The 23,734-nt window shown below is 71.7% G+C and carries 20 protein-coding genes and 2 pseudogenes; 12 read left to right on the forward strand and 10 right to left on the reverse strand.

What is annotated here, in order from left to right:
* Positions 1–4: 4 nt before the first annotated feature.
* Positions 5–595 carry an NAD(P)H-dependent oxidoreductase gene (locus tag AB0A61_RS03345; protein ID WP_361285338.1) on the reverse strand — a complete coding sequence of 197 codons (591 nt, stop codon included), beginning with the start codon at positions 593–595 and terminating at the stop codon, positions 5–7.
* A gap of 81 nt (positions 596–676) precedes the next feature.
* Entirely contained in the window at positions 677–1,198 is a 522-nt protein-coding gene (locus AB0A61_RS03350) for a DUF6668 family protein (RefSeq protein WP_361286225.1), read from the reverse strand.
* 178 nt (positions 1,199–1,376) lie between these two features.
* On the opposite strand from AB0A61_RS03350, the gene AB0A61_RS03355 reads away from it, so the two are divergent.
* Positions 1,377–3,137: a tetratricopeptide repeat protein gene (locus tag AB0A61_RS03355; protein WP_361285341.1), complete on the forward strand. Its 1,761-nt coding sequence runs from the start codon at positions 1,377–1,379 to the stop codon at positions 3,135–3,137.
* A gap of 17 nt (positions 3,138–3,154) precedes the next feature.
* Here the strand turns inward: AB0A61_RS03355 and AB0A61_RS03360 are convergent, their stop codons facing one another.
* The 3 genes and pseudogenes from AB0A61_RS03360 to AB0A61_RS03370 form a co-directional block, all read right to left on the reverse strand.
* Complete coding sequence (locus AB0A61_RS03360; protein ID WP_361285344.1) at positions 3,155–3,625, reverse strand: VOC family protein; 471 nt, start codon at positions 3,623–3,625, stop codon at positions 3,155–3,157.
* Between the two features lie 273 nt (positions 3,626–3,898).
* Complete coding sequence (gene rarD / locus AB0A61_RS03365; protein ID WP_361285347.1) at positions 3,899–4,999, reverse strand: EamA family transporter RarD; 1,101 nt, start codon at positions 4,997–4,999, stop codon at positions 3,899–3,901.
* Between the two features lie 139 nt (positions 5,000–5,138).
* Positions 5,139–5,553: pseudogene (locus AB0A61_RS03370) on the reverse strand (KR domain-containing protein); the annotation flags it as partial.
* Positions 5,554–5,618: 65 nt separating this feature from the next.
* On the opposite strand from AB0A61_RS03370, the pseudogene AB0A61_RS03375 reads away from it, so the two are divergent.
* Positions 5,619–5,801, forward strand: a pseudogene (locus tag AB0A61_RS03375) (winged helix-turn-helix transcriptional regulator); the annotation flags it as partial.
* A gap of 33 nt (positions 5,802–5,834) precedes the next feature.
* Here AB0A61_RS03375 and AB0A61_RS03380 read toward each other — a convergent pair.
* The 5 genes from AB0A61_RS03380 to AB0A61_RS03400 all read right to left on the reverse strand — a co-directional run bounded on the left by AB0A61_RS03380 (position 5,835) and on the right by AB0A61_RS03400 (position 12,873).
* On the reverse strand, positions 5,835–6,914 hold the full coding sequence (locus AB0A61_RS03380; protein ID WP_361285350.1) for a 2-oxoacid:ferredoxin oxidoreductase subunit beta: 1,080 nt from the start codon (positions 6,912–6,914) through the stop codon (positions 5,835–5,837).
* Positions 6,907–8,835: a 2-oxoacid:acceptor oxidoreductase subunit alpha gene (locus AB0A61_RS03385; protein ID WP_361285353.1), complete on the reverse strand. Its 1,929-nt coding sequence runs from the start codon at positions 8,833–8,835 to the stop codon at positions 6,907–6,909. Before AB0A61_RS03385 ends, AB0A61_RS03380 begins: the two co-directional genes overlap by 8 nt.
* A gap of 276 nt (positions 8,836–9,111) precedes the next feature.
* Positions 9,112–9,771: a response regulator transcription factor gene (locus AB0A61_RS03390; protein WP_361286228.1), complete on the reverse strand. Its 660-nt coding sequence runs from the start codon at positions 9,769–9,771 to the stop codon at positions 9,112–9,114.
* Between the two features lie 315 nt (positions 9,772–10,086).
* The gene (locus AB0A61_RS03395) at positions 10,087–11,466 is read right to left on the reverse strand and encodes a sensor domain-containing protein (protein ID WP_361285356.1); all 1,380 of its coding nucleotides are present in this window, start codon (positions 11,464–11,466) and stop codon (positions 10,087–10,089) included.
* 198 nt (positions 11,467–11,664) lie between these two features.
* Positions 11,665–12,873: a sensor domain-containing protein gene (locus AB0A61_RS03400; protein ID WP_361285359.1), complete on the reverse strand. Its 1,209-nt coding sequence runs from the start codon at positions 12,871–12,873 to the stop codon at positions 11,665–11,667.
* Positions 12,874–13,089: 216 nt separating this feature from the next.
* Here AB0A61_RS03400 and AB0A61_RS03405 point away from each other — a divergent pair, with 216 nt between their 5' ends.
* Genes AB0A61_RS03405 through AB0A61_RS03450 form a run of 10 tightly spaced genes read left to right on the forward strand, consistent with a single transcriptional unit; the run spans position 13,090 to position 23,539 of the window.
* Positions 13,090–13,497: an NADH-quinone oxidoreductase subunit A gene (locus AB0A61_RS03405; RefSeq protein WP_361285362.1), complete on the forward strand. Its 408-nt coding sequence runs from the start codon at positions 13,090–13,092 to the stop codon at positions 13,495–13,497.
* Positions 13,488–14,186 (forward strand): NADH-quinone oxidoreductase subunit B family protein, encoded by a 699-nt coding sequence (locus AB0A61_RS03410; RefSeq protein WP_361285365.1) that lies wholly within the window; start codon positions 13,488–13,490, stop codon positions 14,184–14,186. Before AB0A61_RS03405 ends, AB0A61_RS03410 begins: the two co-directional genes overlap by 10 nt.
* Positions 14,183–15,820 (forward strand): NADH-quinone oxidoreductase subunit C, encoded by a 1,638-nt coding sequence (locus tag AB0A61_RS03415; protein ID WP_361285368.1) that lies wholly within the window; start codon positions 14,183–14,185, stop codon positions 15,818–15,820. Before AB0A61_RS03410 ends, AB0A61_RS03415 begins: the two co-directional genes overlap by 4 nt.
* Entirely contained in the window at positions 15,817–16,785 is a 969-nt protein-coding gene (locus AB0A61_RS03420; RefSeq protein ID WP_361285371.1) for a complex I subunit 1 family protein, read from the forward strand. The genes AB0A61_RS03415 and AB0A61_RS03420 overlap by 4 nt, the downstream gene beginning before the upstream one ends.
* Positions 16,785–17,348, forward strand: a complete 564-nt coding sequence (locus tag AB0A61_RS03425; RefSeq protein ID WP_361285374.1) for an NADH-quinone oxidoreductase subunit I — start codon at positions 16,785–16,787, stop codon at positions 17,346–17,348. Before AB0A61_RS03420 ends, AB0A61_RS03425 begins: the two co-directional genes overlap by 1 nt.
* Entirely contained in the window at positions 17,345–18,058 is a 714-nt protein-coding gene (locus tag AB0A61_RS03430) for an NADH-quinone oxidoreductase subunit J (protein ID WP_361285377.1), read from the forward strand. Before AB0A61_RS03425 ends, AB0A61_RS03430 begins: the two co-directional genes overlap by 4 nt.
* Entirely contained in the window at positions 18,058–18,447 is a 390-nt protein-coding gene (gene nuoK, locus AB0A61_RS03435) for an NADH-quinone oxidoreductase subunit NuoK (RefSeq protein WP_361285380.1), read from the forward strand. Before AB0A61_RS03430 ends, nuoK begins: the two co-directional genes overlap by 1 nt.
* On the forward strand, positions 18,444–20,438 hold the full coding sequence (locus tag AB0A61_RS03440) for an NADH-quinone oxidoreductase subunit L (protein ID WP_361285383.1): 1,995 nt from the start codon (positions 18,444–18,446) through the stop codon (positions 20,436–20,438). Before nuoK ends, AB0A61_RS03440 begins: the two co-directional genes overlap by 4 nt.
* A gap of 6 nt (positions 20,439–20,444) precedes the next feature.
* On the forward strand, positions 20,445–22,019 hold the full coding sequence (locus AB0A61_RS03445; RefSeq protein ID WP_361285386.1) for an NADH-quinone oxidoreductase subunit M: 1,575 nt from the start codon (positions 20,445–20,447) through the stop codon (positions 22,017–22,019).
* Positions 22,016–23,539 (forward strand): NADH-quinone oxidoreductase subunit N, encoded by a 1,524-nt coding sequence (locus AB0A61_RS03450; RefSeq protein ID WP_361285389.1) that lies wholly within the window; start codon positions 22,016–22,018, stop codon positions 23,537–23,539. The genes AB0A61_RS03445 and AB0A61_RS03450 overlap by 4 nt, the downstream gene beginning before the upstream one ends.
* Positions 23,540–23,734: the final 195 nt, after the last annotated feature.

Raw genomic sequence — 23,734 nt, forward strand, 5'->3', positions numbered from 1 at the left:
CTCGCTACACGCCGGCGTCCGCGTACGGGAACCGCGCGAGCGGTGCCTGCCCCGCGAAGAACGTCTTGGCGCGGGCCAGTGCCTGCGTGTCCCTCAGCACGTCACCGGGTGCGGTGCCGTTGCCGAGCAGGACCCCGCCGAAGCGCATCTCCAGGTACGCGGCCGAGTTGTTGAGCGTGCCGACCAGGGGGTCGGCGACCTCGGTCCGGTCGTGAGCGAGGGCGGTGACGCCCCACAGCGTCCGCCCGGCCATGGTCGCCTTGAAGTCCAGGCCGGGGATGCGCAGCCAGGCCGACCAGTGGTCGAGGTAGCGCTTGGTCTGGCCGGACACCGAGTACCAGTACAGCGGTGAGGCGATCACGATGTCCGTCGCCGCGAGGGTGGCGTCGAGCAGCAGCGCGGCGTTGCCGTCCGCCGGACGTATGTGGTCGCTGTCGTGCCGGAGGTCCGTGAAGTCGGGCAGCGGGTGGTCGACGAGCCCGACCCACTGCTGTTCGACGTCGGCGGGCAGTTGCTCGGCGGCCCGGCGGGCCAGCAGTTCGGTGTTGCCGTCGCGGCGGGCACTGCCCAGCACGAACAGGAAGCGGCGCGTCATGAGTCCCCCAGGTGGTCGGCGTACGAAGGCATACGGGCCATACGTGCACATGCATTATATGCACACGCATCTAGCTTGCGCTCAGTACGCGCGGCCGAACGCCCTCGTGAGCCGGGCCAGCGTGTCCGCCTCGCGCGGTGGCGGCCCGCTCAGATCACCGACACGCCAGGCCGGCACCCAGGGCACGCGGTGCACATCGACGACCGACTCGATCGGCTTCAGCTGCTGGACGAGCTGACGCGGCAGCCGACCCGGCGCGTCCGCCACCAGCACGACGGAGTCGAGGTCAAGGCCCGGCGGTGCCCCGCCCCGGCGGAACGCCTCCAGGGCCCGCGTGACGGCGTTCAGCCCGGCCGCGTGCGTCCGGGCGACGAGCAGGACCGACTGCGGAGCTCCGGGGCCGGGCCAGCCCCGCCCGCAGTCGTGACCGCCGTAGACGGCCGCGAGGGTGGTCGTACCCGCTCCGCCGTGCGTGGCCACCCACGAGAATCGCCGTGGAGTTACGGGCAGGCCGGCGTGTCGATCGGCCGTATGCTCCGGCATGGCGGCGCCGACCGGTCCGCGGATCCAGATCTCCGGCCCCTGCTGCACGCCTGTCCGCATGCCCGCTTCCTCCCATGCCATCCCGACGATCCTCGCGCTCGACGCGCCACCCGTGTCACCTGCCCGGCGGTTCCTGGTGCGAGGCTGTGACGTCGTGGTGACGTGAGAGCCGCAGCCGAGCGGAGAGACTCGACAGTACGTGTACGACCGGATGGCACGCATCCGAGTGAGGGAGCCGATGTCTCGACTCAGCCGCGGGAAGAAGCGGGAACAGAAGCGCGCCGTGCGCTCGGCGGCATGTGTGGCGACCCCGATCACGGTCCACGTGCCCGCCGACGGCACGGGTGCCTCGGTCGGCGGCGTGCCTGTTCTCGCGGCTGCCGGTGAGGAGGTTCAGCAGGCCGTCCTGAACCACCTGCACCGCCTTGCCCTGACCACCGGCCACCCCGTCCTCGCCACGATCACCGACGAACGCATCGGCTACGTCGTCCCGCTCCGCGTCCACGCCGACGGCTCCAGTACCTTCACGGCCGAGCCCCTGCACACGGCTCCGCCGGAGGGCCCGGTCGCCGGGGCACCGTCGCAGGCGCCGCGCGAGCAGATGCCGGAACCGGAGGGGGAGTCCGCCCCGACGTTCCCGCTGCGCGCGGTGTCCGAGCCGCAGCCGCTCGGGGAGTCGGCGCCGACGTTCCCGTTCCGGGCGGTGTCCGAGCCGGAGCCGCTCGGGGAGTCGGCGCCGACGTTCCCGTTCCGGGCGGTGTCCGAGCCGGAGCCGCTCGGGGAGTCGGCGCCGACGTCCTCGTACCGCGCGGTGTCCGAGCCGGAGCCGCTCGGGGAGTCGGCGCCGACCTTCCCGTTCCGGGCGGTGTCCGAGCCGGAGCCGCTCGGGGAGTCGGCGCCGACCTTCCCGTTCCGGGCGGTGTCCGAGCCGGAGCCGCTCGGGGAGTCGGCGCCCACCTCCCCGTTCCGGGCGGTGCCGGAGTCGCAGCCGTCCGGCGAGTCGGCGCCGACGTTCCCGTTCCGGGCGGTGTCCGAGCCGGAGCCGCTCGGGGAGTCGGCGCCGACGTTCCCGTTCCGGGCGGTGCCGGAACCCGTTGAGAGCCCGGCTCCCGGAACGGTGGCGGCGCCGACGGGGGAGTTCGGCCCGCCTCCGGTGATGGGCCCGCGCACGGCCGACGCACCCGCCGCAGACGACGGTCCACCCGCCCCCGCACCCGCCGCAGACGACGGTCCACCCGCCCCCGCACCCGCCGCAGACGACGGTCCGCCCGCCCCCGCACCCGCCGCAGACGACGGTCCGCCCGCCCCCGGAGCCGCTGCCCACAAGCCCGCCTCCGTCAGGCCCGGCTCCGTCGGAACCATCCCGTCCGTCCCGGCCCCGGCCCGTGCGGTCAAGCCCCTCGTAGCGCCCGTTCCCCTTGACTCGGACCCGGAGCCCGACCCCAAGCCCACCCCCGCACGCGGGTTCGACGCCGTGGCCGAGGCCGTGCTCGGGGACGACCCCAGGGCCACGGCCGGTGACGGAGGGACCGCCCTCCTCGCCGAACCCGTGGCCCGGATCAACCTGGCCGTGAAGGACGGACGGATCGAGGAGGCGGCAGGGCTGGCGGAACGCACCGTCGCGGAGTCGTCCTCCACCCTCGGCCCGGAGCACCCCGAGGTGCTGCGCCTGCGCGAACTCACGGCGTACATCGCGTACTTGGCCGCCGACCCGCTGCGCTCCTTCCACCTCTCCCTCGACCTGGCCCGCATCCGCCGCCGCGCAGGCGACGGGGAGGCCGCCTACGGCAACGTGCAGAGCGCGGCCACTGCCTGGCGCGCGATCCGCGACCCCGAGGAGGGTCTGCGGCTCGGCCGCGACCTGATCGGCCTGTGGACCGAGCTCACGACCGAGGACGGCCCCGCGGCCGAGGACATCGAACAGCTGGAGTCGGCCCGCGCGCGCATGGGCCGCCTCACCGAACGCGCCCGCAGGGCGGCACCCCCGGCCACGGGCTGACGAGGGCACGGCGGATCCTAGGACACGCAGAACTCGTTCCCCTCGGGATCCGCCATCACCACCCACTCCCCGGCGGGCTCCTTCACATGCCGCAGCACGCTCGCCCCGAGTTCCTCCAGCCGTTCGGTCTCGGCCGCGCGGCGGCCCTCGCCGGGGTGGAGGTCGAGGTGGAGACGGTTCTTGACGGTCTTCGGCTCCGGCACCCGCTGGAACAGCAGCCGCCGCCCGAGCCCGGTACCGCGCTCGTTGTCGTACGGGTCGTCCGGATGCCGTACGCCGACCAGGTCCCGGAAGGCCGGGCGGCCGTGGAACTCTACGACCGCTTCGCCCGGCAGCGCGCCGAGTTCCAGCAGCCGCTCGATGAACGCGCCGTTGTCCTCGACCTCGTAGTGCAGCGCGGCGGCCCAGAAGTCGGCCTGCGCATGCGGGTCCGCGCAGTCGAGGACCAGCTTCCAGTGAATGGGTTCCGGTGCGGAAGGTTCGCTCATGTAACCACTTATAGCGGCCACTTCGATCCGGGGGGCGCTCTGTCTCGAGCCGGTCGGCAACTGGGCCTGGGCTCGCGTGAGCCGGAGCGTGCCCTGCCAGGCCGCTAGGGGGTGTCGTTCGGAACATCGCGGGTCCGCGACGCCTGGCACGGCACCTCGCCGCGTTGTCGCATCACCCGAGTACGCCCGCGGGTCATGCTCCGCCTTGCGATGCACCGGACCATGCGCCGCGGCCTGATCCGCGCCGATCCGAACGACACCCCCTAGGCCCCCCTAGGCCTCCACCGGATCGGAGCTCGGCTGGGCGTCCATCGGCTCGGAACCGGGCCGGGCCGCCACCGGATCGCAGTCCGGTCGGCCAGGTGCCGAAGGGGAGTCGTTCTCGGCGTCCGCCGGGCCGGAGCCGGGCCGGGCGAGTGCCGATGCGGAGGCGGAGGCCGGTGCCGGGGTGCGCGGTGCGCCGAGCCGGGCGCGGTTCAGTGCCGCCCGCCGTGCGGTGCGCAGCCCGTCCCAGGTCAGCAGGGTCAGGGCCAGCCACACCAGCGCGAAGCCCGCCCAGCGCTCGGCGGGCATGGCCTCGTGGAAGTAGAGGATGCCGAGCAGGAACTGGAAGACCGGGGCCAGGTACTGCAGCAGGCCCAGCGTGGAGAGCGGCACCCGGATCGCGGCCGCGCCGAAACAGACCAGCGGCAGCGCGGTGACGACACCGGTCGAGGCGAGCAGCGCCGCATGCCCGGGTCCGCCGCTGACGAACGTGGAGTCGCCGTGCGCGCTCAGCCACAGCAGATAGCCGAGCGCGGGGAGGAACTGGATCGCCGTCTCGGCGGCCAGGGACTCGATGCCGCCGAGGTTGACCTTCTTCTTCACCAGGCCGTAGGTCGCGAAGGAGAAGGCGAGGCACAGGGAGATCCACGGCGGACGGCCGTAGCCGATGGTCAGTACGGCGACGGCGGCGAAGCCGACCCCCACCGCGGCCCACTGCACGGGCCGCAGCCGCTCCTTGAGGATCAGCACGCCCATCGCGATGGTGACCAGCGGGTTGATGAAGTAGCCGAGCGAGGCCTCGACGACATGGCCGCTGTTGACGGCCCAGATGTAGACGCCCCAGTTGACGGTGATCACCGCGGCCGCGACGGCTATGAGCGCGAGCCTGCGCGGCTGCCGCAGCAGTTCGCCGAGCCAGGCCCAGCGCCGTCCGACGAGCAGCGCGACGGCGACGAAGGCCAGGGACCACACCATGCGGTGGGCGAGGATCTCCATCGCGTCGGCCGGCTTGAGCAGGGGCCAGAACAGGGGCACCAGGCCCCACATCCCGTAGGCCGCGAAGCCGTTCAGCAGTCCTGTGCGCCGCTCGCCCCTCGACTTCTCGGTCACCGGCCCCTCCTTCGTGCCTGGCTGCGTCCTGTGCAGCAAGCACGAAGGTAGCGCCGAGCACCCCCATCTGTCATGCCCGTATCGCTATACGGTCATGACAGGCGGGAGTGGGGTGGCTCACGGCCCCTGCCGGCCGGGTTCAGCTTTTGAGTGCGACGGCGATCGCCTCGGCCAGCGGCGTGGTCGGGCGGCCGGTCAGGCGGGACAGGTCACCGGTGGCCACGACCAGCTCGTTTCTGGCGACGGGAGACGTCCACGCCCGCCAGGATCGCGGCCGGCGGCCCGGGCAGCCCGGCGCCGGTCAGGACGCGCTCGTACTCCTCGACGGAGACCTCGGTGTACGTGGTCTCCCTGCCGGTCTGCCGGCTCAGCTCGGCGGCGAACCCGGCGAAACTCCACGCCTCGTCGCCGCTCAGCTCGTACGTCTTGTTCTCGTGGCCCTCGCCGGTCAGCACCGCGACGGCGGCGGCCGCGTAGTCGGCGCGGGAGGCGGAGGGGATGCGGCCCTCACCGGCGGCGTGCACGAGGGCGCCGTGCTCCAGTACGGGGGCGAGCTGCTCTCTCCAGCAACTGCTCCACGACGTGACGGCCGAGGTGCCCGTCGGCTCCGGTGACGACGACGCTGGAGCGCGACGGCCTGGTGCGCCGGGACGCCAAGCCCGTCATCCCGCCGCGCGTCGACTACTCCCTCACCGGCCTCGGCCGGGAGGCCGGTGAACAGGTGCGCGCGCCGGCGCCGTGGACGCAGGACCGGATGGCCGACGTGGAGCAGGCCCGCCAGACGTACGACGAGGCCCGGGCCTTGCGCGCCCTGGTGACGGGAAGGCTGAAACGCTCAGCCGACGACCGTCCAGGTGTCGCCGCCGGCCAGGAGCGCGGCCAGGTCGCCCTTGCCGCGTTCCTCGATCGCCGTGTCCAGCTGGTCGGCCATCTCGGTGTCGTAGACCGGGCGGTCCACGGACCGGAAGACACCGATCGGGGTGTGGTGAAGGGTGTCCGGGTCGGCCAGCCGGGACAGCGCGAAGGCGGTGGTCGGCGAGGCCGCGTGGGCGTCGTGCACCAGGAGTTCGGACTCGTTGTCCGGGGTGACGTCGACGACCCGCAGGTCACCTGTCTGCCGGTCCCGCACCACACCGCGCGAGCCGTCGGCGCCGAAGCGGACGGGCCGCCCGTGCTCCAGTCGGATCAGGGCCTCCTGGGCCTGCTGCTTGTCCTTGAGGGCGTCGAACGCGCCGTCGTTGAAGATGTTGCAGTTCTGGTAGATCTCGATCAGCGCGGTGCCGGGGTGGGCGGCCGCGGCGCGCAGGACCTCGGTGAGGTGCTTGCGGTCGGAGTCGATGGTGCGGGCCACGAAGGACGCCTCGGCGCCCAGCGCGAGGGAGACCGGGTTGAACGGCGCGTCCAGCGAGCCCATCGGGGTCGACTTGGTGATCTTGCCGACCTCGGAGGTCGGGGAGTACTGGCCCTTGGTCAGGCCATAGATCCGGTTGTTGAACAGCAGGATCTTGAGATTGACGTTGCGGCGCAGGGCGTGGATGAGGTGGTTGCCGCCGATGGAGAGGGCATCGCCGTCACCGGTGACCACCCACACCGACAGGTCGCGGCGCGAGGTCGCCAGACCGGTGGCGATCGCGGGCGCACGACCGTGGATGGAGTGCATCCCGTAGGTGTTCATGTAGTACGGGAAGCGGGAGGAACAGCCGATGCCGGAGACGAAGACGATGTTCTCCCGCGCGAGGCCGAGTTCCGGCATGAAGCCCTGAACGGCCGCGAGGATCGCGTAGTCGCCGCAGCCGGGGCACCAGCGCACTTCCTGATCGGACTTGAAGTCCTTCATGGACTGCCTGGCCTCGGCCTTCGGCACCAGGGAAAGTGCCTCGATCGTGCCCGTGCCTTCCGTGGTCGTCTCAGCCATCGATGGCCTCCTTGAGAGCCGTGGCGAGCTGTTCGGCCTTGAACGGCATGCCGTTGACCTGGTTGTACGAGTGCGCGTCCACCAGGTACTTCGCTCGCACGAGCGTGGCGAGCTGCCCGAGGTTCATCTCGGGGATCACCACCTTGTCGTAACGCTTCAGGACGGCGCCGAGATTCCTCGGGAAGGGGTTGAGGTGGCGCAGATGGGCCTGCGCGACGGACTCCCCGGCGTTGCGCAGCCGCCGGACGGCCGCGGTGATCGGCCCGTACGTCGAGCCCCAGCCGAGGACGAGGGTGTGCGCCTCGTGCGGGTCGTCGACCTCCAGGTCCGGGACGTCGATGCCGTCGATCTTCGCCTGCCGGGTGCGGACCATGAAGTCGTGGTTGGCGGGGTCGTAGGAGATGTTGCCGGTGCCGTCCTGCTTCTCGATGCCGCCGATGCGGTGCTCCAGGCCCGGCGTGCCCGGGAGGGCCCACGGCCGGGCCAGGGTCTTGGCGTCCCGCTTGTAGGGCCAGAAGACCTCGGTGCCGTCGGCCAGGGTGTGGTTCGGGCCCTGCGCGAACTGCACCCGCAGGTCGGGCAGCTCGTCCAGTTCGGGGATCCGCCAGGGTTCGGAGCCGTTGGCCAGGTAGCCGTCGGACAGCAGCATCACGGGGGTGCGGTAGGTCAGCGCGATCCGGGCCGCGTCCAGCGCCGCGTCGAAGCAGTCCGCGGGGGTGCGCGGCGCGACGACCGGGACCGGGGCCTCGCCGTTGCGGCCGTACATCGCCTGCAGCAGGTCCGCCTGCTCGGTCTTGGTGGGCAGGCCCGTCGAGGGGCCGCCGCGCTGGATGTCGACCACCAGCAGCGGCAGCTCCAGGGACACCGCCAGGCCGATGGTCTCGCTCTTGAGGGCGACGCCCGGACCGGAGGTGGTGGTGACCGCGAGCGAACCGCCGAAGGCGGCGCCCAGGGCGGCGCCGATGCCGGCGATCTCGTCCTCGGCCTGGAAGGTCCGCACGCCGAAGTTCTTGTGCTTGGACAGCTCGTGCAGGATGTCCGAGGCCGGGGTGATCGGGTAGGAGCCGAGGAAGAGCGGCAGGTCGGCCTGCCGGCTCGCGGCGATCAGGCCGTAGGCGAGGGCCAGGTTGCCGGAGATGTTCCGGTAGGTGCCGACGGGGAAGGCCTTGGCGGCCGGGGCGACCTCGTAGGAGACCGCGAAGTCCTCCGTGGTCTCGCCGAAGTTCCAGCCCGCGCGGAAGGCGGCGATGTTGGCGGCCGCGATGGCGGGCTTCTTGGCGAACTTGGTCTGCAGGAACTTCTCGGTGCCCTCGGTGGGCCGGTGGTACATCCACGACAGCAGGCCCAGGGCGAACATGTTCTTGCTGCGCTCGGCCTCCTTGCGGGAGAGCTCGAACTCCTTCAGTGCCTCGACCGTCAGCGTGGTCAGGGGCACGGGGTGGACCTGGTAGCCGTCCAGGGAGCCGTCCTCCAGCGGGGAGGCGGTGTAGCCGACCTTCTGCAGAGCGCGCTTGGTGAACTCGTCGGTGTTGACGATGAGCTCCGCGCCGCGGGGCAGGTCGCCGATGTTCGCCTTCAGAGCGGCCGGGTTCATCGCCACCAGCACGTTGGGCGCGTCACCCGGGGTGAGGATGTCGTGGTCGGCGAAGTGGAGCTGGAAGGAGGACACGCCGGGCAGGGTGCCGGCGGGGGCGCGGATCTCGGCCGGGAAGTTCGGCAGGGTCGACAGGTCGTTGCCGAAGGACGCCGTTTCCGAGGTGAACCGGTCACCGGTGAGCTGCATACCGTCACCGGAGTCACCCGCGAACCGGATGATCACCCGGTCCAGGCGGCGGACGTCCTTCGCGCCGGCCGCCCTGCGCTGCTCTCCTACGACGGCTCCGTCGGCCTGCTCCGCTGGACTGCTGACCTGGCTGGTCACTGAACTGGACCTCCTTCGAGGCGGCTGTGTGGGAGCGGCCTTCCCGAAGACCTTCCCAGGATCAACCCTACGTCCGTTAGGGTCGCCTTCCCTGTGTCGTTCGTATGGTGGACTCGCCCGTCGGGCGCGCTCTGTCCAGCTTTGCCACCCTTTGCCGATACCCCCGGTTCTCCTCGGAAGACGCTCCGCCCTGGTTCCCTGGTTCTAGGCTCGGCCTCCCGCCCGTGGTCACGCTCGCGGCACGGTCGACCCCTCATCTGACACAGTGTCAACCCATCAGGAGTTCAGATAGGTGAGCACGGCCAGAACACGCCGGTGATCCCCGTCACTCTGGGACAGGCCGAGCTTCAGGAAGATGTTGCTGACGTGCTTCTCCACCGCACCGTCGCTCACCACCAGCTGCCGGGCGATCGCGGAGTTCGTACGCCCCTCGGCCATCAGCCCCAGGACCTCCCGTTCGCGCGGGGTGAGGCCGGCGAGCACGTCCTGCTTGCGGCTGCGCCCCAGCAGCTGCGCGACCACCTCCGGATCCAGCGCCGTACCCCCCTGCGCCACCCGGACCACCGCGTCGACGAACTCGCGCACCTCGGCCACGCGGTCCTTCAGCAGATAGCCGACACCGCGGCTGGAACCGGCCAGCAGTTCGGTGGCGTACCGCTCCTCCACGTACTGCGACAGCACCAGCACGCCGAGACCGGGATGGGCCTTGCGCAGCCGCACCGCGGCCCGCACCCCCTCGTCGGTGTGCGTCGGCGGCATCCGTACGTCCGCCACGACCACGTCCGGCAGTGCGTCCTGCTCGTGCAGCTCGGTGATGGTCTTGATCAGCGCGTCGGCGTCGCCCACCCCGGCCACGACCTCGTGCCCTCGGTCGGTCAGCAACCGGGTCAGGCCCTCCCTGAGCAGCACCGAGTCCTCGGCGATGACCACCCGCACCCTGTCCTCCACGATCCTCGGCCCCCCACAGCCTCATCCCGTCCGCCGACAGCCGGCGCCGGTCCCGGCGCCGCCCGTACGGCGTCCGTACGGCGTCCGTACGGCACAGTCCAAGGGTCAAGCATCCCAGCATGGGGACCCTGCCGCGCGCGGGCCGTGGGAATGCGGTGGGAATGCCGTGGGGACAGCCGTGGGAACAGGGGGAGCACACGACGGGTTTCGGCCGCCGGTGATTCGGTGACGATCACCGGCCTCACGGTTTCACTGCGCGTTTCACCTTCACTGCGCGTTTCACCGCGCCTTTCAGCCCGCGTTTCACCCCCGCCAGGGCAGCTCCGCGGTCACCCGGGTCGGCCCGCCCGCCGGCGAGTCCACCACCAGGATCCCGTCGACCGCGTCGAGCCGCTCAGCCAGCCCGGCCAGCCCCGAACCGGCCGGGACGTCGGCGCCCCCCACCCCGTCGTCCACGACCTGCAGCATCAGCCGGTCTTCCGCCCGCCACACGTCGACCGAGGCGGACCTCGCCCCGCTGTGCTTGCTGATGTTCTGCAGCAGCTCGGACACCGTGAAGTACGCGATCCCCTCGATCGCCGGCGCCGGGCGCCGCGTCAGGTCCACCTCGACCTGCACCGGCACCGTGCAGCGGGAGGCGACCGCGGACAGCGCGGCGTCCAGGCCCCGGTCGGTCAGCACCGCCGGGTGGATCCCGCGCGCCAGGTCCCGCAGCTCCTGCAGCGCCGTCTTCACCTCGCCGTGCGCCTCATCGACCATCCGCGCGGCCGCCTGCGGATCCTCCGTGAGCTTTTCCTTCGCCAGCCCCAGATCCATCGCCAGCGCGACCAGCCGGGCCTGCGCACCGTCGTGCAGATCGCGTTCGATGCGCCGCAGGTCGGCGGCCGCCGTGTCGACCACGACCCCTCGGTCCGACTCCAGCTCGACCACCCGCGCCGACAGCTGCGACGGTCCGAGCAGCCCGTGCACCAGCACCCGGTCCACCGTCGTCAGCGCCCGCACGATCCATGGCGTGGCCAGCGTGATCAGCAGGCCGACCAGGGCGGTCACCGTGATCTCGAACGGGTTGTCGAGAAAGATCTGGTGGTGCTCGTCGCCGTAGAGCTGGATGCCACCCTGACCGGCCCACATGGGGAAGACCCAGAACCACAGCGGGTACGTCAGCAGTGACCAGCCCAGCGGCCAGAGGACCGCGGTGACCGTGAAGGAGAAGACCGCCCACGGGAACTGCAGCATCGCGTACAGCAGGGCCCGCCACGAGGAGCCGCTCTTCAGCACGGCCCCCATCCAGGCCAGCGCGCCCTGGCGCTGCATCCGCAGCGGCTGCGGCTCGGCCACCTGAAGACCCAGCAGCCCGCGCGCCCGCGCCCGCTCCAGCGCGCCGAACCCGCGGCAGCCGGCCAGCCCCGCCGCCAGCACCGGGATACCGAGGAACGTCACCAGCAGGCCGGCGCCCAGCGACACCATCGTGACGGCGTACGTGAACAGCGTGATGCCGATCGGCAGGCTCAGCAGCACATAGCCCAGCTCGCGCCAGGTCCGCCCCTCGAACGGCGCCCGCAGCCCGGCGGGCAGCCGGTGCCGCTCCCCGTCGGCGCCGTGTCCCGCGCCCGCCCCGGGGTGTCCGGCCCCGCCATAGGGCGCGTATCCCCGTCCGTACCCCTGTTCGTACTCGGTGGCCATCGGCGTGTCCCGTTCCCCTCGTCCTGCGTCCTGCGTCCTGCGTCCTGGGCACTGCGTACTTGCGTACTGCGTCGTGGGTGTCGTGTGTGCGGCGCCGTGCGTGTACCTCTGCACGGCGGTGTGCGTGTACCTCCACCCTGCTCGGTCGCAGGTCACCGGACCATGGAGGGCGTCGGCGTCTTGGCCGGGGGGTTTTCCCTACCCCTGGCCGGGGGCGTCCTTGCGGTCCCGCCAGGGCAGCTCCGCCGTGACGGTCGTCGGTCCGCCCGGCGGCGACTCCACGACGAACAGGCCGTCCACGGCGTCCAGCCGCTCGGCCAGACCGCGCATGCCCGTACCGCCGTCCAGGCGCGCTCCGCCGCGCCCGTCGTCCCACACCTGGATGAGCAGCCGGCCGTCGGACCGCCACACGTCGACCGAGGCTGACCTCGCCGCGCTGTGCTTGCTGATGTTCTGCAGCAGCTCGGAGACGGTGAAATAGGCGATCCCCTCGATGGCCGCGGCCGGACGCGTGTCCAGGTCGGCCGTCACCTTCACCGGAACCGTGCAGCGGGAGGCCACCGCCGACAGGGCCGCATCAAGACCCCGGTCCGTCAGCACGGCGGGATGGATGCCGCGGGCGAGGTCGCGCAGTTCCTGCAGCGCGAGCTTCACCTCGCCGTGCGCCTCCTCCACCATCGCCGCCACGTGCTCGTCGGCCCGGCCCTCCAGCAGCTTCTCCTTGGCCAGGCCCAGCCCCATGGCCAGGTTGACCAGCCGGGCCTGCGCACCGTCGTGCAGGTCGCGTTCGATGCGCCGCAGGTCGGCGGCCGCCGTGTCGACCACGACCCCCCGGTCGGACTCCAGTTCGGCGATCCGGCGCTCCAGCTCGTCCGAGGGCGAGAGCAGGGCCCGCACCATCGCCCGGTCCACGTTCGCCAGGCCCCGAGCGATGAACGGCAGCACCGGCCACAGCACGAACAGCGAGGTCAGCGTGACGACGAAGGTGAGGATCCCCCAGGGCAGCCGGATGAAGTCGTACAGGACCGTGCGCCAGCCCACCGGGTCCTTCAGCGCCAGCCACAGCCGGTTGAACGCCCCCTTCGTCCGGTGCAGCGGCAGCGGACTCGGTTCGTCGATCCGCACCCCGAGCAGCGCCCGGGCCCGGGCCCGCTCCAGCCGGCCCAGTTTCCGCGCCCCCAGCAGCCCGGCGGCGAGCAGCGGGAGACCGACCACGGTGATCGTCAGCGCGGCGCCGGTGACCAGCACCGTCATCACGTAGGTGAAGCCGAGCAGCGACACGGGGAGGTTCACCAGGAGATGCGTGATCTCCTTCCAGGTGGGCAGGTCGTAGGCGAGACGAGCCCGCGGCGGGCGGTCGTCGGCGCCGGTCGCCGCCGGGCCGGTGGACGAGATGCGTGCGGTCATACGGGCCAGCGTGCCGCGCTGTGTGCGACGGCGCCATGAGGTCGGCCGCCCTGGCCCGACGGGGGAAAACCCCACCCGCGTGTCTCAAGGTGTGACGGGCTGCTTACCGTCTCTTTATCAGGGCCTAGACTCCCGTGCGTACAGATCGTCGAACACAGGGTTCACGACGGTACCCGGGGCACAGAAGTCACGAGGTCAGGGAGCGAGGGACGGACGGTGCGGGAGACGTTGCGGGGGTCGACCGCCGTCGTCGCGGCGGACTACTTCCAGTCCTATTCGGTCGTCGGGCTGCTCGCCCTCGTGGGCGTGCTGTTCGTGGCGATCGCCTTCGGCGCGGGCCGCCTGCTGCGTCCGGTGGTGCCCACGCCGGAGAAACTCCTGACGTACGAGTGCGGCGTCGACCCCGTCGGCGAGGGCTGGGCCCACACCCAGGTCCGCTACTACGTCTACGCCTTCCTGTACGTGATCTTCGCCGTCGACTCGATCTTCCTGTTCCCGTGGGCGACGGTCTTCGCCGCCCCCGGCTACGGCGCGACGACGCTGGTGGAGATGTTCATCTTCCTCGGCTTCCTGGCCGTGGGCCTGCTGTACGCATACAAGAAGGGCGTCCTGGCATGGACGTGAACCCGACGACTTCCGAGGCACCTTCGGCTCTCCCGGCCCCCGCGGCCCCTTCTGGCTCGCCGGGCTCGCCGGCCCCCTCGGTCTCCGAGCCGGTGCTGCTGCCCGAGCCCAAGCGGCTCGGCGCGCTCGCACGCCTTGCCCCCGAGCCGATGAAGGTCGTCCTGAACTGGGGCCGCCGCTACTCCCTGTGGGTCTTCAACTTCGGTCTCGCCTGCTGCGCGATCGAGTTCATCGCCGCCTCGATGGCCCGCCACGACTTCATCCGCCTCGGCGTGATCCCCTTCGCGCCGGGCCCCCGCCAGGCCGACCTGATGGTGGTGTCCGGCACGGTCACGGACAAGATGGCCCCGGCGGTGAAGCGTCTGTACGAACAGATGCCCGAACCGAAGTACGTGATCTCCTTCGGCGCCTGCTCCAACTGCGGCGGCCCGTACTGGGACTCCTACTCGGTCACCAAGGGCGTCGACCAGATCATCCCGGTCGACGTCTACGTCCCCGGCTGCCCGCCACGTCCCGAAGCGCTGCTCCAGGGGATTCTCAAGCTCCAGGAGAAGATCGCCCGCGAGTCGCTGGGCGAGCGGTACGGCGCCGAGGCACCCAGGGCCTCCGTGGCCGCGCTGCAGAGCGGGCTGGTGCGCCCGCCGGCCCCGACTCCGGCCTCGGCCCCGGCCACCGAGGAGGGGCGATGACCGCCGTCGGCTGGCTGCCCGCGTCCGCCGAGGAGCTCTTCGGCGCCGAGGCCACGGCGGAGCAGTCTTACGAGGTCCTCACCGTGGACGTACCGCCGTCGTCCTGGATCTCCGCGCTGCGCACCGCCCGTGACGAACTCGGCTGCACCTATTTCGACTGGCTGAGCGCGGTCGACGAACCCGGCACGGGCTTTCGCGTCTCGGCCCACGTCGTCGCCCTGTCCCCGGTACGTCGGCTGCTCCTGCGGACCACCGTTCCGCACGAGGCGCCGGTCCTGCCGACCGGCGTGGAGGTGTACGCCGGCGCGACCTGGCACGAGCGCGAGACACACGAAATGTTCGGCGTCGTCTTCGAGGGCCACCCGGGCCTGGACCACCTGCTCCTGCCGGAGACCTTCGAGGGTCACCCCCTGCGCAAGGACTTCGTCCTCGCGTCCCGCGTCGCCAAGGCCTGGCCCGGAGCCAAGGAACCGGGCGAATCGGACCACGGCGGTCCGAAGCGTCGGCAGATGCTGCCCCCGGGCGTCCCCGACCCCAACGAGTGGGGCCCCTTGAAGGGCCAGCTGCCACCTGCCCCGGCCCGCCCGGCCCGGGGCGCGGGACGCGCGGCCGGCGAGCGCCCGGCGCGGGCGGCCGGTGAACGTCCGGCGCGGGCGGCCGGTGAGCGTCCGGCGCGGCGCACGCGCACGGCGGCGGAGGGCTCGGCGAGCCAGACGGCGGCGACGGAGCAGCAGGCCGCGGCTGAGGCTGCGCTGACGGGGACATCGACGGAGGCGCCGGCGGAGACATCGACGAAGGCGCCGGCGGAGACATCGACGAAGGCGCCGGCGGAGACATCGACGAAGGCGCCGGCGGAGACATCGACGGAGACCCCGACGGAGACCCCGACGGTGGAAAGGCCGGCTGCGGAGCCTTCCGGGGCGCAGGAGCCGGTGGGTCCGGGTGCGGGCTCGGGCGCGGGTGCAGGTGCTGGTGCGGGCTCGGGTGCAGGTGCGGCCGGTGCCGCACGTGCCGGCGGCCCGCGTCGTGCCCGCAGCGCCTCCGGGGGCTCGGCGTCGCAGCGAACGGAACTGTCGGACGCCGCCGAACAGACCTCCCGGCCGGCCGGACCCCACCGTGCCCGGAGTGCCTCCGGGGGCTCGGCGTCGCAGCGAACGGAACTGTCGGACGCCGCCGAACAGACCTCCCGGCCGGCCGGACCCCACCGTGCCCGCAGCGCCTCTGAGGATTCGGCCTCTCAGCGAGCCCGGTCGGCAGCCTCCACGCCGCCCGAGCCGCCCACGCCCCCGCGCGGCTCGGACGCCCCCTGGCACCACGCCCGGCCGGCCTTCGACGCCCCCGAACCAAAGGCAGCGCGAACCCCCGAGGAACCGCCCGCGACAGAACCCGCCCCCGCACCGCAGGCCACCGGCCACCTGCCCGAGCCCGCACGCGACCAGCCCGCGCGCGACGACCGGCCCGGGCCGACATCGGATGACCCGGCCGAGTCCGCGCATGACGACCGGACCGGAGCCGCGGCCCGGCACCGGCCCGGATCCGACACCGGCAAGAAGCCCGGCCCCACGGCCGACCAGCTCCCGGGCGACCCGGCCGAAGCCCAGACCACCGACGACCCCGAAGGAGGCCCGCAGTGAACGACGCGGTGGACGTCGCCCTGCGACTCCTCATCGTCTTCGTCGTCTTCCTCACCTTCCCCCTGATCGTCGGTCAGACCGAGCACAAGGTGATGGCCCACATGCAGGGCCGCCTCGGCCCGATGTACGCGGGCGGCTTCCACGGCTGGGCCCAACTGGTCGCGGACGGCGTGAAGTTTGTGCAGAAGGAGGACGTGGTCCCGGCCGGCGCTGACCGCCGCATCTTCCAGCTCGCCCCCGCCGTGGCGCTGCTCCCGTATCTCCTGATCCTGCTCGCCATTCCGATCGGCCCCGGTGAAGGAGCCGTCGGACAGGTCCTCGACGCGGGCATCTTCTTCGTGCTCGCGGTCATGGGCGTCGGCGTCCTCGGCTCCCTCATGGCCGGCTGGGCCTCCGCCAACAAGTTCTCCCTCCTCGGCGGTCTGCGCACCGCCGCTCAGCTCCTCGCCTACGAACTCCCGATGCTGCTCGCCGCCGCCTCCGTCGCGATGGCGGCCGGCACCGTCTCGATCCCCGGCATCCTCCACGCCTTCCACTGGTGGTGGCTGCCCTGGCAGATCGTCGGCGCGATCGTCTTCTTCGTCGCCGGACTCGCCGAACTGCAACGTCCCCCGTTCGACATGCCCGTCGCCGACTCGGAGATCATCTTCGGCGCGTACACCGAGTACACCGGTCTGCGCTTCGCCCTGTTCCTCCTCGCCGAGTACGCCGGAATCATCGTCCTGTGCGGCCTGACCACCGTTCTCTTCCTGGGCGGCTGGCACGGCCCCTGGGGCGCCGACGGCCTCGGCTGGCTCTGGACCCTCCTGAAGACGGCCGTCCTCGCCTTCGTCGTCATCTGGCTGCGCGTGACCTATCCCCGTCTGCGCGAAGACCAGCTCCAGAAGCTCTCCTGGACCCTCCTCGTCCCTCTCTCCCTCGCCCAGATCGCCCTCACCGGCATCGTCAAGGTGGTGATCTCCTGATGGCCCCGATTCCTGGCTCCGGCCTCGCCAAGGGCCTGGCCGTCACCCTGCGCACGATGACGAAGAAGACCGTCACCGAGCAGTACCCGGAGACCAAGCCGGACCTCCCGCCGCGCACCCGCGGCGTCATCGGCCTGTTCGAGGAGAACTGCACGGTCTGCATGCTGTGCGCCCGCGAGTGCCCGGACTGGTGCATCTACATCGACTCCCACAAGGAGACGGTCCCGGCGCCCACCCCCGGCGGACGCGAACGCAGCCGGAACGTCCTCGACCGCTTCGCCATCGACTTCTCCCTGTGCATGTACTGCGGTATCTGCATCGAGGTCTGTCCTTTCGACGCCCTGTTCTGGTCCCCGGAGTTCGAGTACGCCGAGACCGACATCCGCGACCTCACCCACGAGCGCGAAAAGCTCCGCGAGTGGATGTGGACCGTCCCCGCCCCGCCCGCCCTGGATCCCGGCGCGGAGGAACCCAAGGAGATCGCCGCCGCCCGCAAGACCGCCGAGAAGCTGGCGGCGGCGCGGGCCGAGCAACAGGCCGAGTCGCAGGAGGGAGAATCGTGAGCACCGCCGCAGCCGCTGCTGCCACCGCGACGCACGCCACGACGACCGCCGCCGCGCAGAGCCACGGCTTTCTCTCCCCGACCGGCGTCGAGATCGCCTTCCTCCTCGTCGGCCTGGTCACCTTCGGCGCCGCCCTCGTCACGGTCACCACCCGGCAGCTGGTGCACGCCGCCCTCTGGCTGGTGGTGGCCCTCGGCGGCCTCGCCGTCGAGTACCTCCTGCTCACCGCCGAGTTCATCGCCTGGATGCAGGTCCTCATCTACGTCGGTTCCGTCGTCGTTCTCCTCCTGTTCGGTCTGATGCTCACCAAGGCCCCCATCGGCCGCTCCCCGGACGCCGACTCCGGGAACCGCTGGGCCGCCCTCACCGTGGCCGTCGCCGCCGCGGCCGCCCTGGTCTGGGTGGTCGTCGACGCCTTCCGCACCACCTGGATCGACCTGGACGGAGCCGCCGCCGGCTCGACGAAGGTCACCGGCGCAAGCCTCTTCCAGAACTGGGTGCTGCCCTTCGAGGCCCTCTCCGTCCTCCTCCTCGCCGCCCTGGTCGGCGCGATCGTCCTGTCCCGCAGGGCGAAGGCGGACGCGGACGCGGCCGGGACGACCACCGCGACCGCCCAGGCCGCCCCCACCGCTCCCGCCACGCCGAGCGACCAGGCGACCGCCCCGGACACCCGCGGCGAAGCCCGTGGCGCGAAGGAAGGTGTCCGCTGATGCACCTCGCCTATCCCGCCGTGCTGTCCGCCCTCCTGTTCTGCACGGGCTTGTACGGCGTCCTCGCCCGGCGCAACGCGATCCTGGTCCTGATGTCGGTCGAGCTGATGCTCAACGCCGTCAACCTCAACCTGGTCGCCTTCGACGTCTGGCTCAGCAAGGCCGCCGTGGAGACCCTGCACTCCGGCCAGGCCCTGACCCTGTTCACCATCGCCATCGCGGCCGCCGAGATCGGCATCGGCCTGGCGATCGTCCTCGCCGTCTACCGCAACCGCGGCACCTCGGACATCGACCGGCTCCGTGATGCCGCCGAGGGCCACGACGACGGCCCCGACAGCGACACCGCCGCGACCGCGCAGGCCGCTGAGAAGGCTGAGGCCACCGCGTGACCACCACCACCCTCGCCGTCCTCGTCCCTCTCCTTCCGTTCCTGGGCGCCGCCGCCGGCCTGCTGCTCGGCCGCACCGCTCCCGGGTTCGTCCGACCGCTCGCCGTACTTCCGACGTTCACGTCCCTGGTCCTGGCCGTGGTGGTCGCCGTACACCAGGGCGGCGGCCAGGCCATCGACGCCGCAACCGAGCTCACCCCCACCGGTTCGGTCCCGATCTACCTCGCCCTGTACATCGACGGCTTCGCCGCGCTCGTCGCCGTCCTGGTCGGCGTCGTCGCCACCTGCGTGCAGATCTACTCGACGGGCTACCTGCGCGACGACCCGCGCTACCCCTCGTACGCCGCTCTCGTCTCCCTGTTCACCTCCGCGATGCTGCTCGTCGTTTACTCGGGCGACCTGATGGTGCTGCTGGTCGGCTGGGAAGTCATGGGCATCTGCTCGTACTTCCTGGTCGGCCACTACTGGGAGACCCCGGAGGCCCGTGCCGCCTCCATCAAGGCCTTCCTGGTCACCAAGCTCGGCGACGTGCCCTTCCTGATCGGTCTGTTCGCGCTCGGCACCGACGCCGGTTCCTTCCGCATCACAAAGGTGCTCGGCGCCGTCGCGAGCGGGGGCCTGCACCACCCGACGCTGATCGGCCTGCTTCTGCTCGCGGGCGTGGCGGGCAAGTCGGCGCAGTTCCCGCTGCACACCTGGCTCCCCGACGCGATGGCGGGCCCGACACCCGTCTCCGCACTGATCCACGCCGCGACCATGGTCGCGGCCGGCGTCTACTTCGTCGCCCGTCTCCTCCCCGTCTTCCAAGCCTCGTCGGCCACGATGATCGTCCTCGCCGCCATGGCCGCTGTGACGATGGCCGGCTCGGGCCTCGCCGCGCTCGCCCAGGACGACATCAAGCGCGTCCTCGCCTACTCGACGATCAGCCAGCTCGGCTACATGACCGGCGCCCTCGCCGTCGGCGACCGCGGCGCCGCCGTCTTCCACCTCCTGTCCCACGGCGCCTTCAAGGCGCTGCTCTTCCTCGCGGCCGGTGTGATCATCCACGCCGCCGGCACCAACTCGCTCGCCGCCATGTCCCGCATGAGCAACCTGCGCGACCGCGTCCCCGACGCCTACTGGACGATGACCGTGGCACTGCTCGCACTCGCCGCGATCCCGCCCTTCAGCGGCTTCTTCTCCAAGGAGTCCGTCCTCGGCGCCGCCGAGCGGGTCGCCGCCGGCCACACCGACCACGTCCCCGGCGCCACGGGCTGGATCGTCCTGGTCGCCGGTCTCGTCACCGCCCTGCTCACCGGCGCCTACGCCATGCGCCTGTGGCTGCTGGCCTTCCGCGGCCGGGGCGCCGAAGCCCCCGACCACGGCAAGCAGCCCCTGGCGATGAACGCCGTGCTGTGGGTGCTCGCCGTGCCGTCCCTCGCCCTCGGCGGGCTCACCTTCCGCGTGCTGCCTCACTGGTTCGACGGCCGCGACCTCAGCCCGACCCTCGCCACCTCCGTGCTCGGCACGGGCGTGGCCCTGGTCGGAGGCATCGTCACCTACGGCGCCTGGCGGCACACGACGGCTCTAGCAGCCCGAGTCCCGCTGGGCGCGGTCGTGGCTCACCCGGAGGCCGACGCCGGCCTGGTCGAGGCCGAGGCCATCGCCATGCACAAGCCGGTGTACGGAGACGTCGCCTACGCGGCCGACCCCGCGGACCCGGGACGGCTGCTGCTCGGCCCGCTGCACCGGCACGCGGCCGTCGGCTTCCACCTCGACACCGTGTACAGGGTCCTCTTCGTCCGCCCGGTCCTGGCCGGAGCAAGTCTCGTCCGGTTCCTCGACCGCGAGGTCGTCGAGACCTACGTACGCGGCGCCGGCGCCCTACCCCGCCTGCTCGGGGCCGCCGTACGGCGCGCCCAGACCGGCAATGTGCAGACCTATGTGAGCGCGCTGCTCGCCGGCACCGTCGTCCTGGTGGTCGCCGCCGTCCTCGTCGCCACGGGAGCGTGAGCAGGCGTGATCGATATCAACGAGTCCGTGATGCAGTTCCTTCTGGCATTCGTCGTCGTCGGCCCGCTCCTCGGCGCGCTCGCCGCCCTCCTGCCGGCCCCGCCCGGGCTGAAGGGGAAGTCACCCGAGCAGGCCGTGCTGCGGCACGGCGTGACCGTCACCGGCGTGGTCCTCGCCGCCGCCATCGTCCTCGCGCTCGGCTTCGACCACGGCCACCCGTCGAAGATGCAGGCCACGACCGACATCAGCTGGATTCCCGCGCTCCATGTGCGCATCCACCTCGGCATCGACGGCATTTCCCTCCCCCTTGTCGTCCTGACCGCGCTGCTGACCTTCCTGTGCGCGCTGTACTCCTACTTCAAGATGCCCTCGGGCCCCACCCCGAAGGCCTTCGTCGCGCTGCTGCTCGTCCTGGAGTCCGGCACCCTCGCGACCTTCGCCGTCCTCGATCTGCTGTTGTTCTTCCTCGCCTTCGAGACGGTGCTCGTCCCGATGTACTTCCTCATCGCCCGCTGGGGCGGCGAGGGCCGCCAGGCCGCCGCCTGGCGCTTCATCCTCTACACACTGCTCGGTTCCGTCGTCATGCTGCTCGGCCTGCTCCTGATCGGAATCAAGGCGGGCACATTCGACATGGTGGCACTCGCCACTGACAACGGCCGGTCGCTGACCGCATCCGTGCAGGTCATCGCCGTTTTGGCGATCGGGATCGGACTCGCGGTCAAGACGCCGATGTGGCCGCTGCACAGCTGGCTGCCCGACGCCCACACCTCCGCGCCGACCGTCGGCTCGGTCCTGCTGGCCGGCGTCCTGCTGAAGATGGGTACGTACGGTTTCATCCGAATCCTGCTGCCGATCGCACCCCACGGCTTCCACACCTTCGCGCCCTACCTCGCCGCCTTCGCCGTCGTCGGGATCATCTACGGGTCCCTGGCCTGCCTCGCCCTCGCCAAGCAGGGCGCGAAGGGCGACCTCAAGCGGCTCATCGCCTACTCCTCCGTCGGCCACATGGGCTTCGTCCTGCTCGGCATCGCCACCACGACCCCGACCGGCGTGAACGGCGCATTGTTCGCCAACATCGCCCACGGCCTCATCACCGGCCTGCTGTTCTTCCTGGTCGGCGCGCTGAAGGACCGCACCGGCACCACCGACCTCGACACCCTCGCCGAGGAGTCCGGCGCCGGCCTCTACGGCAAGGCGCCGCGCCTCGGCGGTCTGCTCGCGTTCGGCGCGGTCGCCTCGCTCGGCCTGCCCGGGCTGGCCGGGTTCTGGGGAGAGATGCTCGCGCTGTTCGGGGCCTTCAAGCCCGCCGCCGACCTCAGCCGGCCCGCCTTCCTCACCTTCATGGCCATCGCCGCGTTCGGCACACTGCTGACCGCCGCGTACATGCTCGTCGTGGTCCGCCGGGTCTGCATGGGAGCCGTGCCGCAGCAGGCCCCGAAGCTCGCCGACGTCCACACGTACGAGTTCGCGGCCTGGACCCCGCTCGTCGCCCTCACCGTCCTCGCCGGGCTGTGGCCGAGGGCCCTGCTCGGGCTGACCGACCCGGCCGTGCAGCAGCTTCTGGCAGGAGGCACCCGATGAGCGCCCTGGCCCAGCCCCTCGTCCAGTCGGTGGTCGAGTCCGTCGACTGGCTCGCGATCGCTCCGCCCACCATCACCGCGGTGGCGGGAATCGCCGTGCTCATCGCCGACCTGTTCGTGCCACAGGCGCGCAAGCCCCTCCTCGGCTGGGCCTCCGTGGCAGGCCTCGCCGCCGCGGCCCTCATGCTGCTGCCCCTCCTGCACGGTAACCGCAGCACCTTCTGCCTGACGCAGCACGCAGACGTCTGCAGTTACACCGCCGACCACTTCACCCTCGTCATCCAGTTCCTGGTCCTCGGCGCCGCCCTCCTCGCCGCCCTGCTCTCGGTCACCACCCTCAAGGACGCGCGCGGGGGACTCCCCGAGGGGGAGTACTGGTTCCTGCTGCTGTCCGCCGCCGCCGGTGCCGCACTCCTGCCCGCCTCCCGCGACCTGGCCACCCTGGTCGTCGCCCTGGAGGTCGCCTCGCTTCCCGTCTTCGCACTGGTCGGCCTGCGGTACGGCAACCGCAAGTCCTCCGACGCGGCCCTGAAGTTCTTCCTGTCGTCGGTCACCGCGACCTCCGTCAGCCTCCTGGGCATCAGCTTCGTCTACGCCTGCACCGGCACCCTCTACCTCACCCAGATCGCCGGCCGGATCCAGCACGTCGACGGACAACTCCACACGCTCGCCCAGACCGGCGTCGTCCTCACCCTCGTCGGCTTCGCCTTCAAGACGGCAGCCGTCCCCTTCCACTTCTGGGTGCCCGACAGCTACGTGGGCGCGCCCCTGCCGATCGCCGCCTACCTGTCGGTCGTCGGCAAGGCGGTCGGCTTCACCGGCCTGATCCTCGTCACCGTGGTCGCCTTCCCGTCGTACGCCGACGTGTGGGGACCCGCGCTGGCCGCGCTCGCGGCGCTCACCATGACCGTCGGCAACGTCGGTGCCCTGCGCCAGCAGGGCACGCGCGCGTACAGCGCGGTACGGCTGCTGGCCTGGTCCTCCGTCGGCCAGGCCGGTTACCTCCTCGTACCGATCGCCGCCGCCGGGTACTCCCAGGACGCCCAGAAGGCGATCGGCTCCACGGTCGCGTACGCCCTCATGTACGCCGCGGTGAACCTCGGAGCCTTCGCCGTGGTCGCGGTCGTGGGCCGTGCGCGGACCCGCAACCGCGTCACGGACTACCGCGGCCTGTACACCACGAACCCGCTCACCGCCCTGCTCCTGGCCTTCTTCCTGCTGTGCCTCGCAGGGCTGCCGCCGGGCGTCATCGGCCTCTTCGCGAAGGTCACCGTGTTCTCCGCGGCCGTCGACGCCGGACTCGGCTGGCTCGCCGTCGTCATGGCCGTCAACGTCGTCATCGCGCTGTTCTACTACCTCCAGTGGACGGCACTGCTGTTCCGCGCCCCCGAGGGCGAACCCGTCAAACACCGTGTCCCGGCCCCCCTCACGGCCGCGATCACCCTGACGGCCGTACTGGGCATCGCCCTGTCCGGAGCACCCCAGCTCGTGCTGCGGTTCGCGAACACCGGCCTGTTCTGAACACCCAGGACGTCTCCACGCGCGCAGGGGGCACTCGACCCGCACGCGCGCGTGCCGCCCGGCGTCCCGCTCACCCGGACGGCCCGCGCGCCGTCGCACCCACCGGGGAACCCGCGGCCCTCGCCTGGCGTTGACCAGTACGGAAGGGTCCACTGGATGTGACGACACGACACCAGTGGCGTCGAAGCAGCAAGC

The organism is Streptomyces sp. NPDC046197 (genome assembly GCF_040646295.1).
GTDB lineage: Bacteria > Actinomycetota > Actinomycetes > Streptomycetales > Streptomycetaceae > Streptomyces.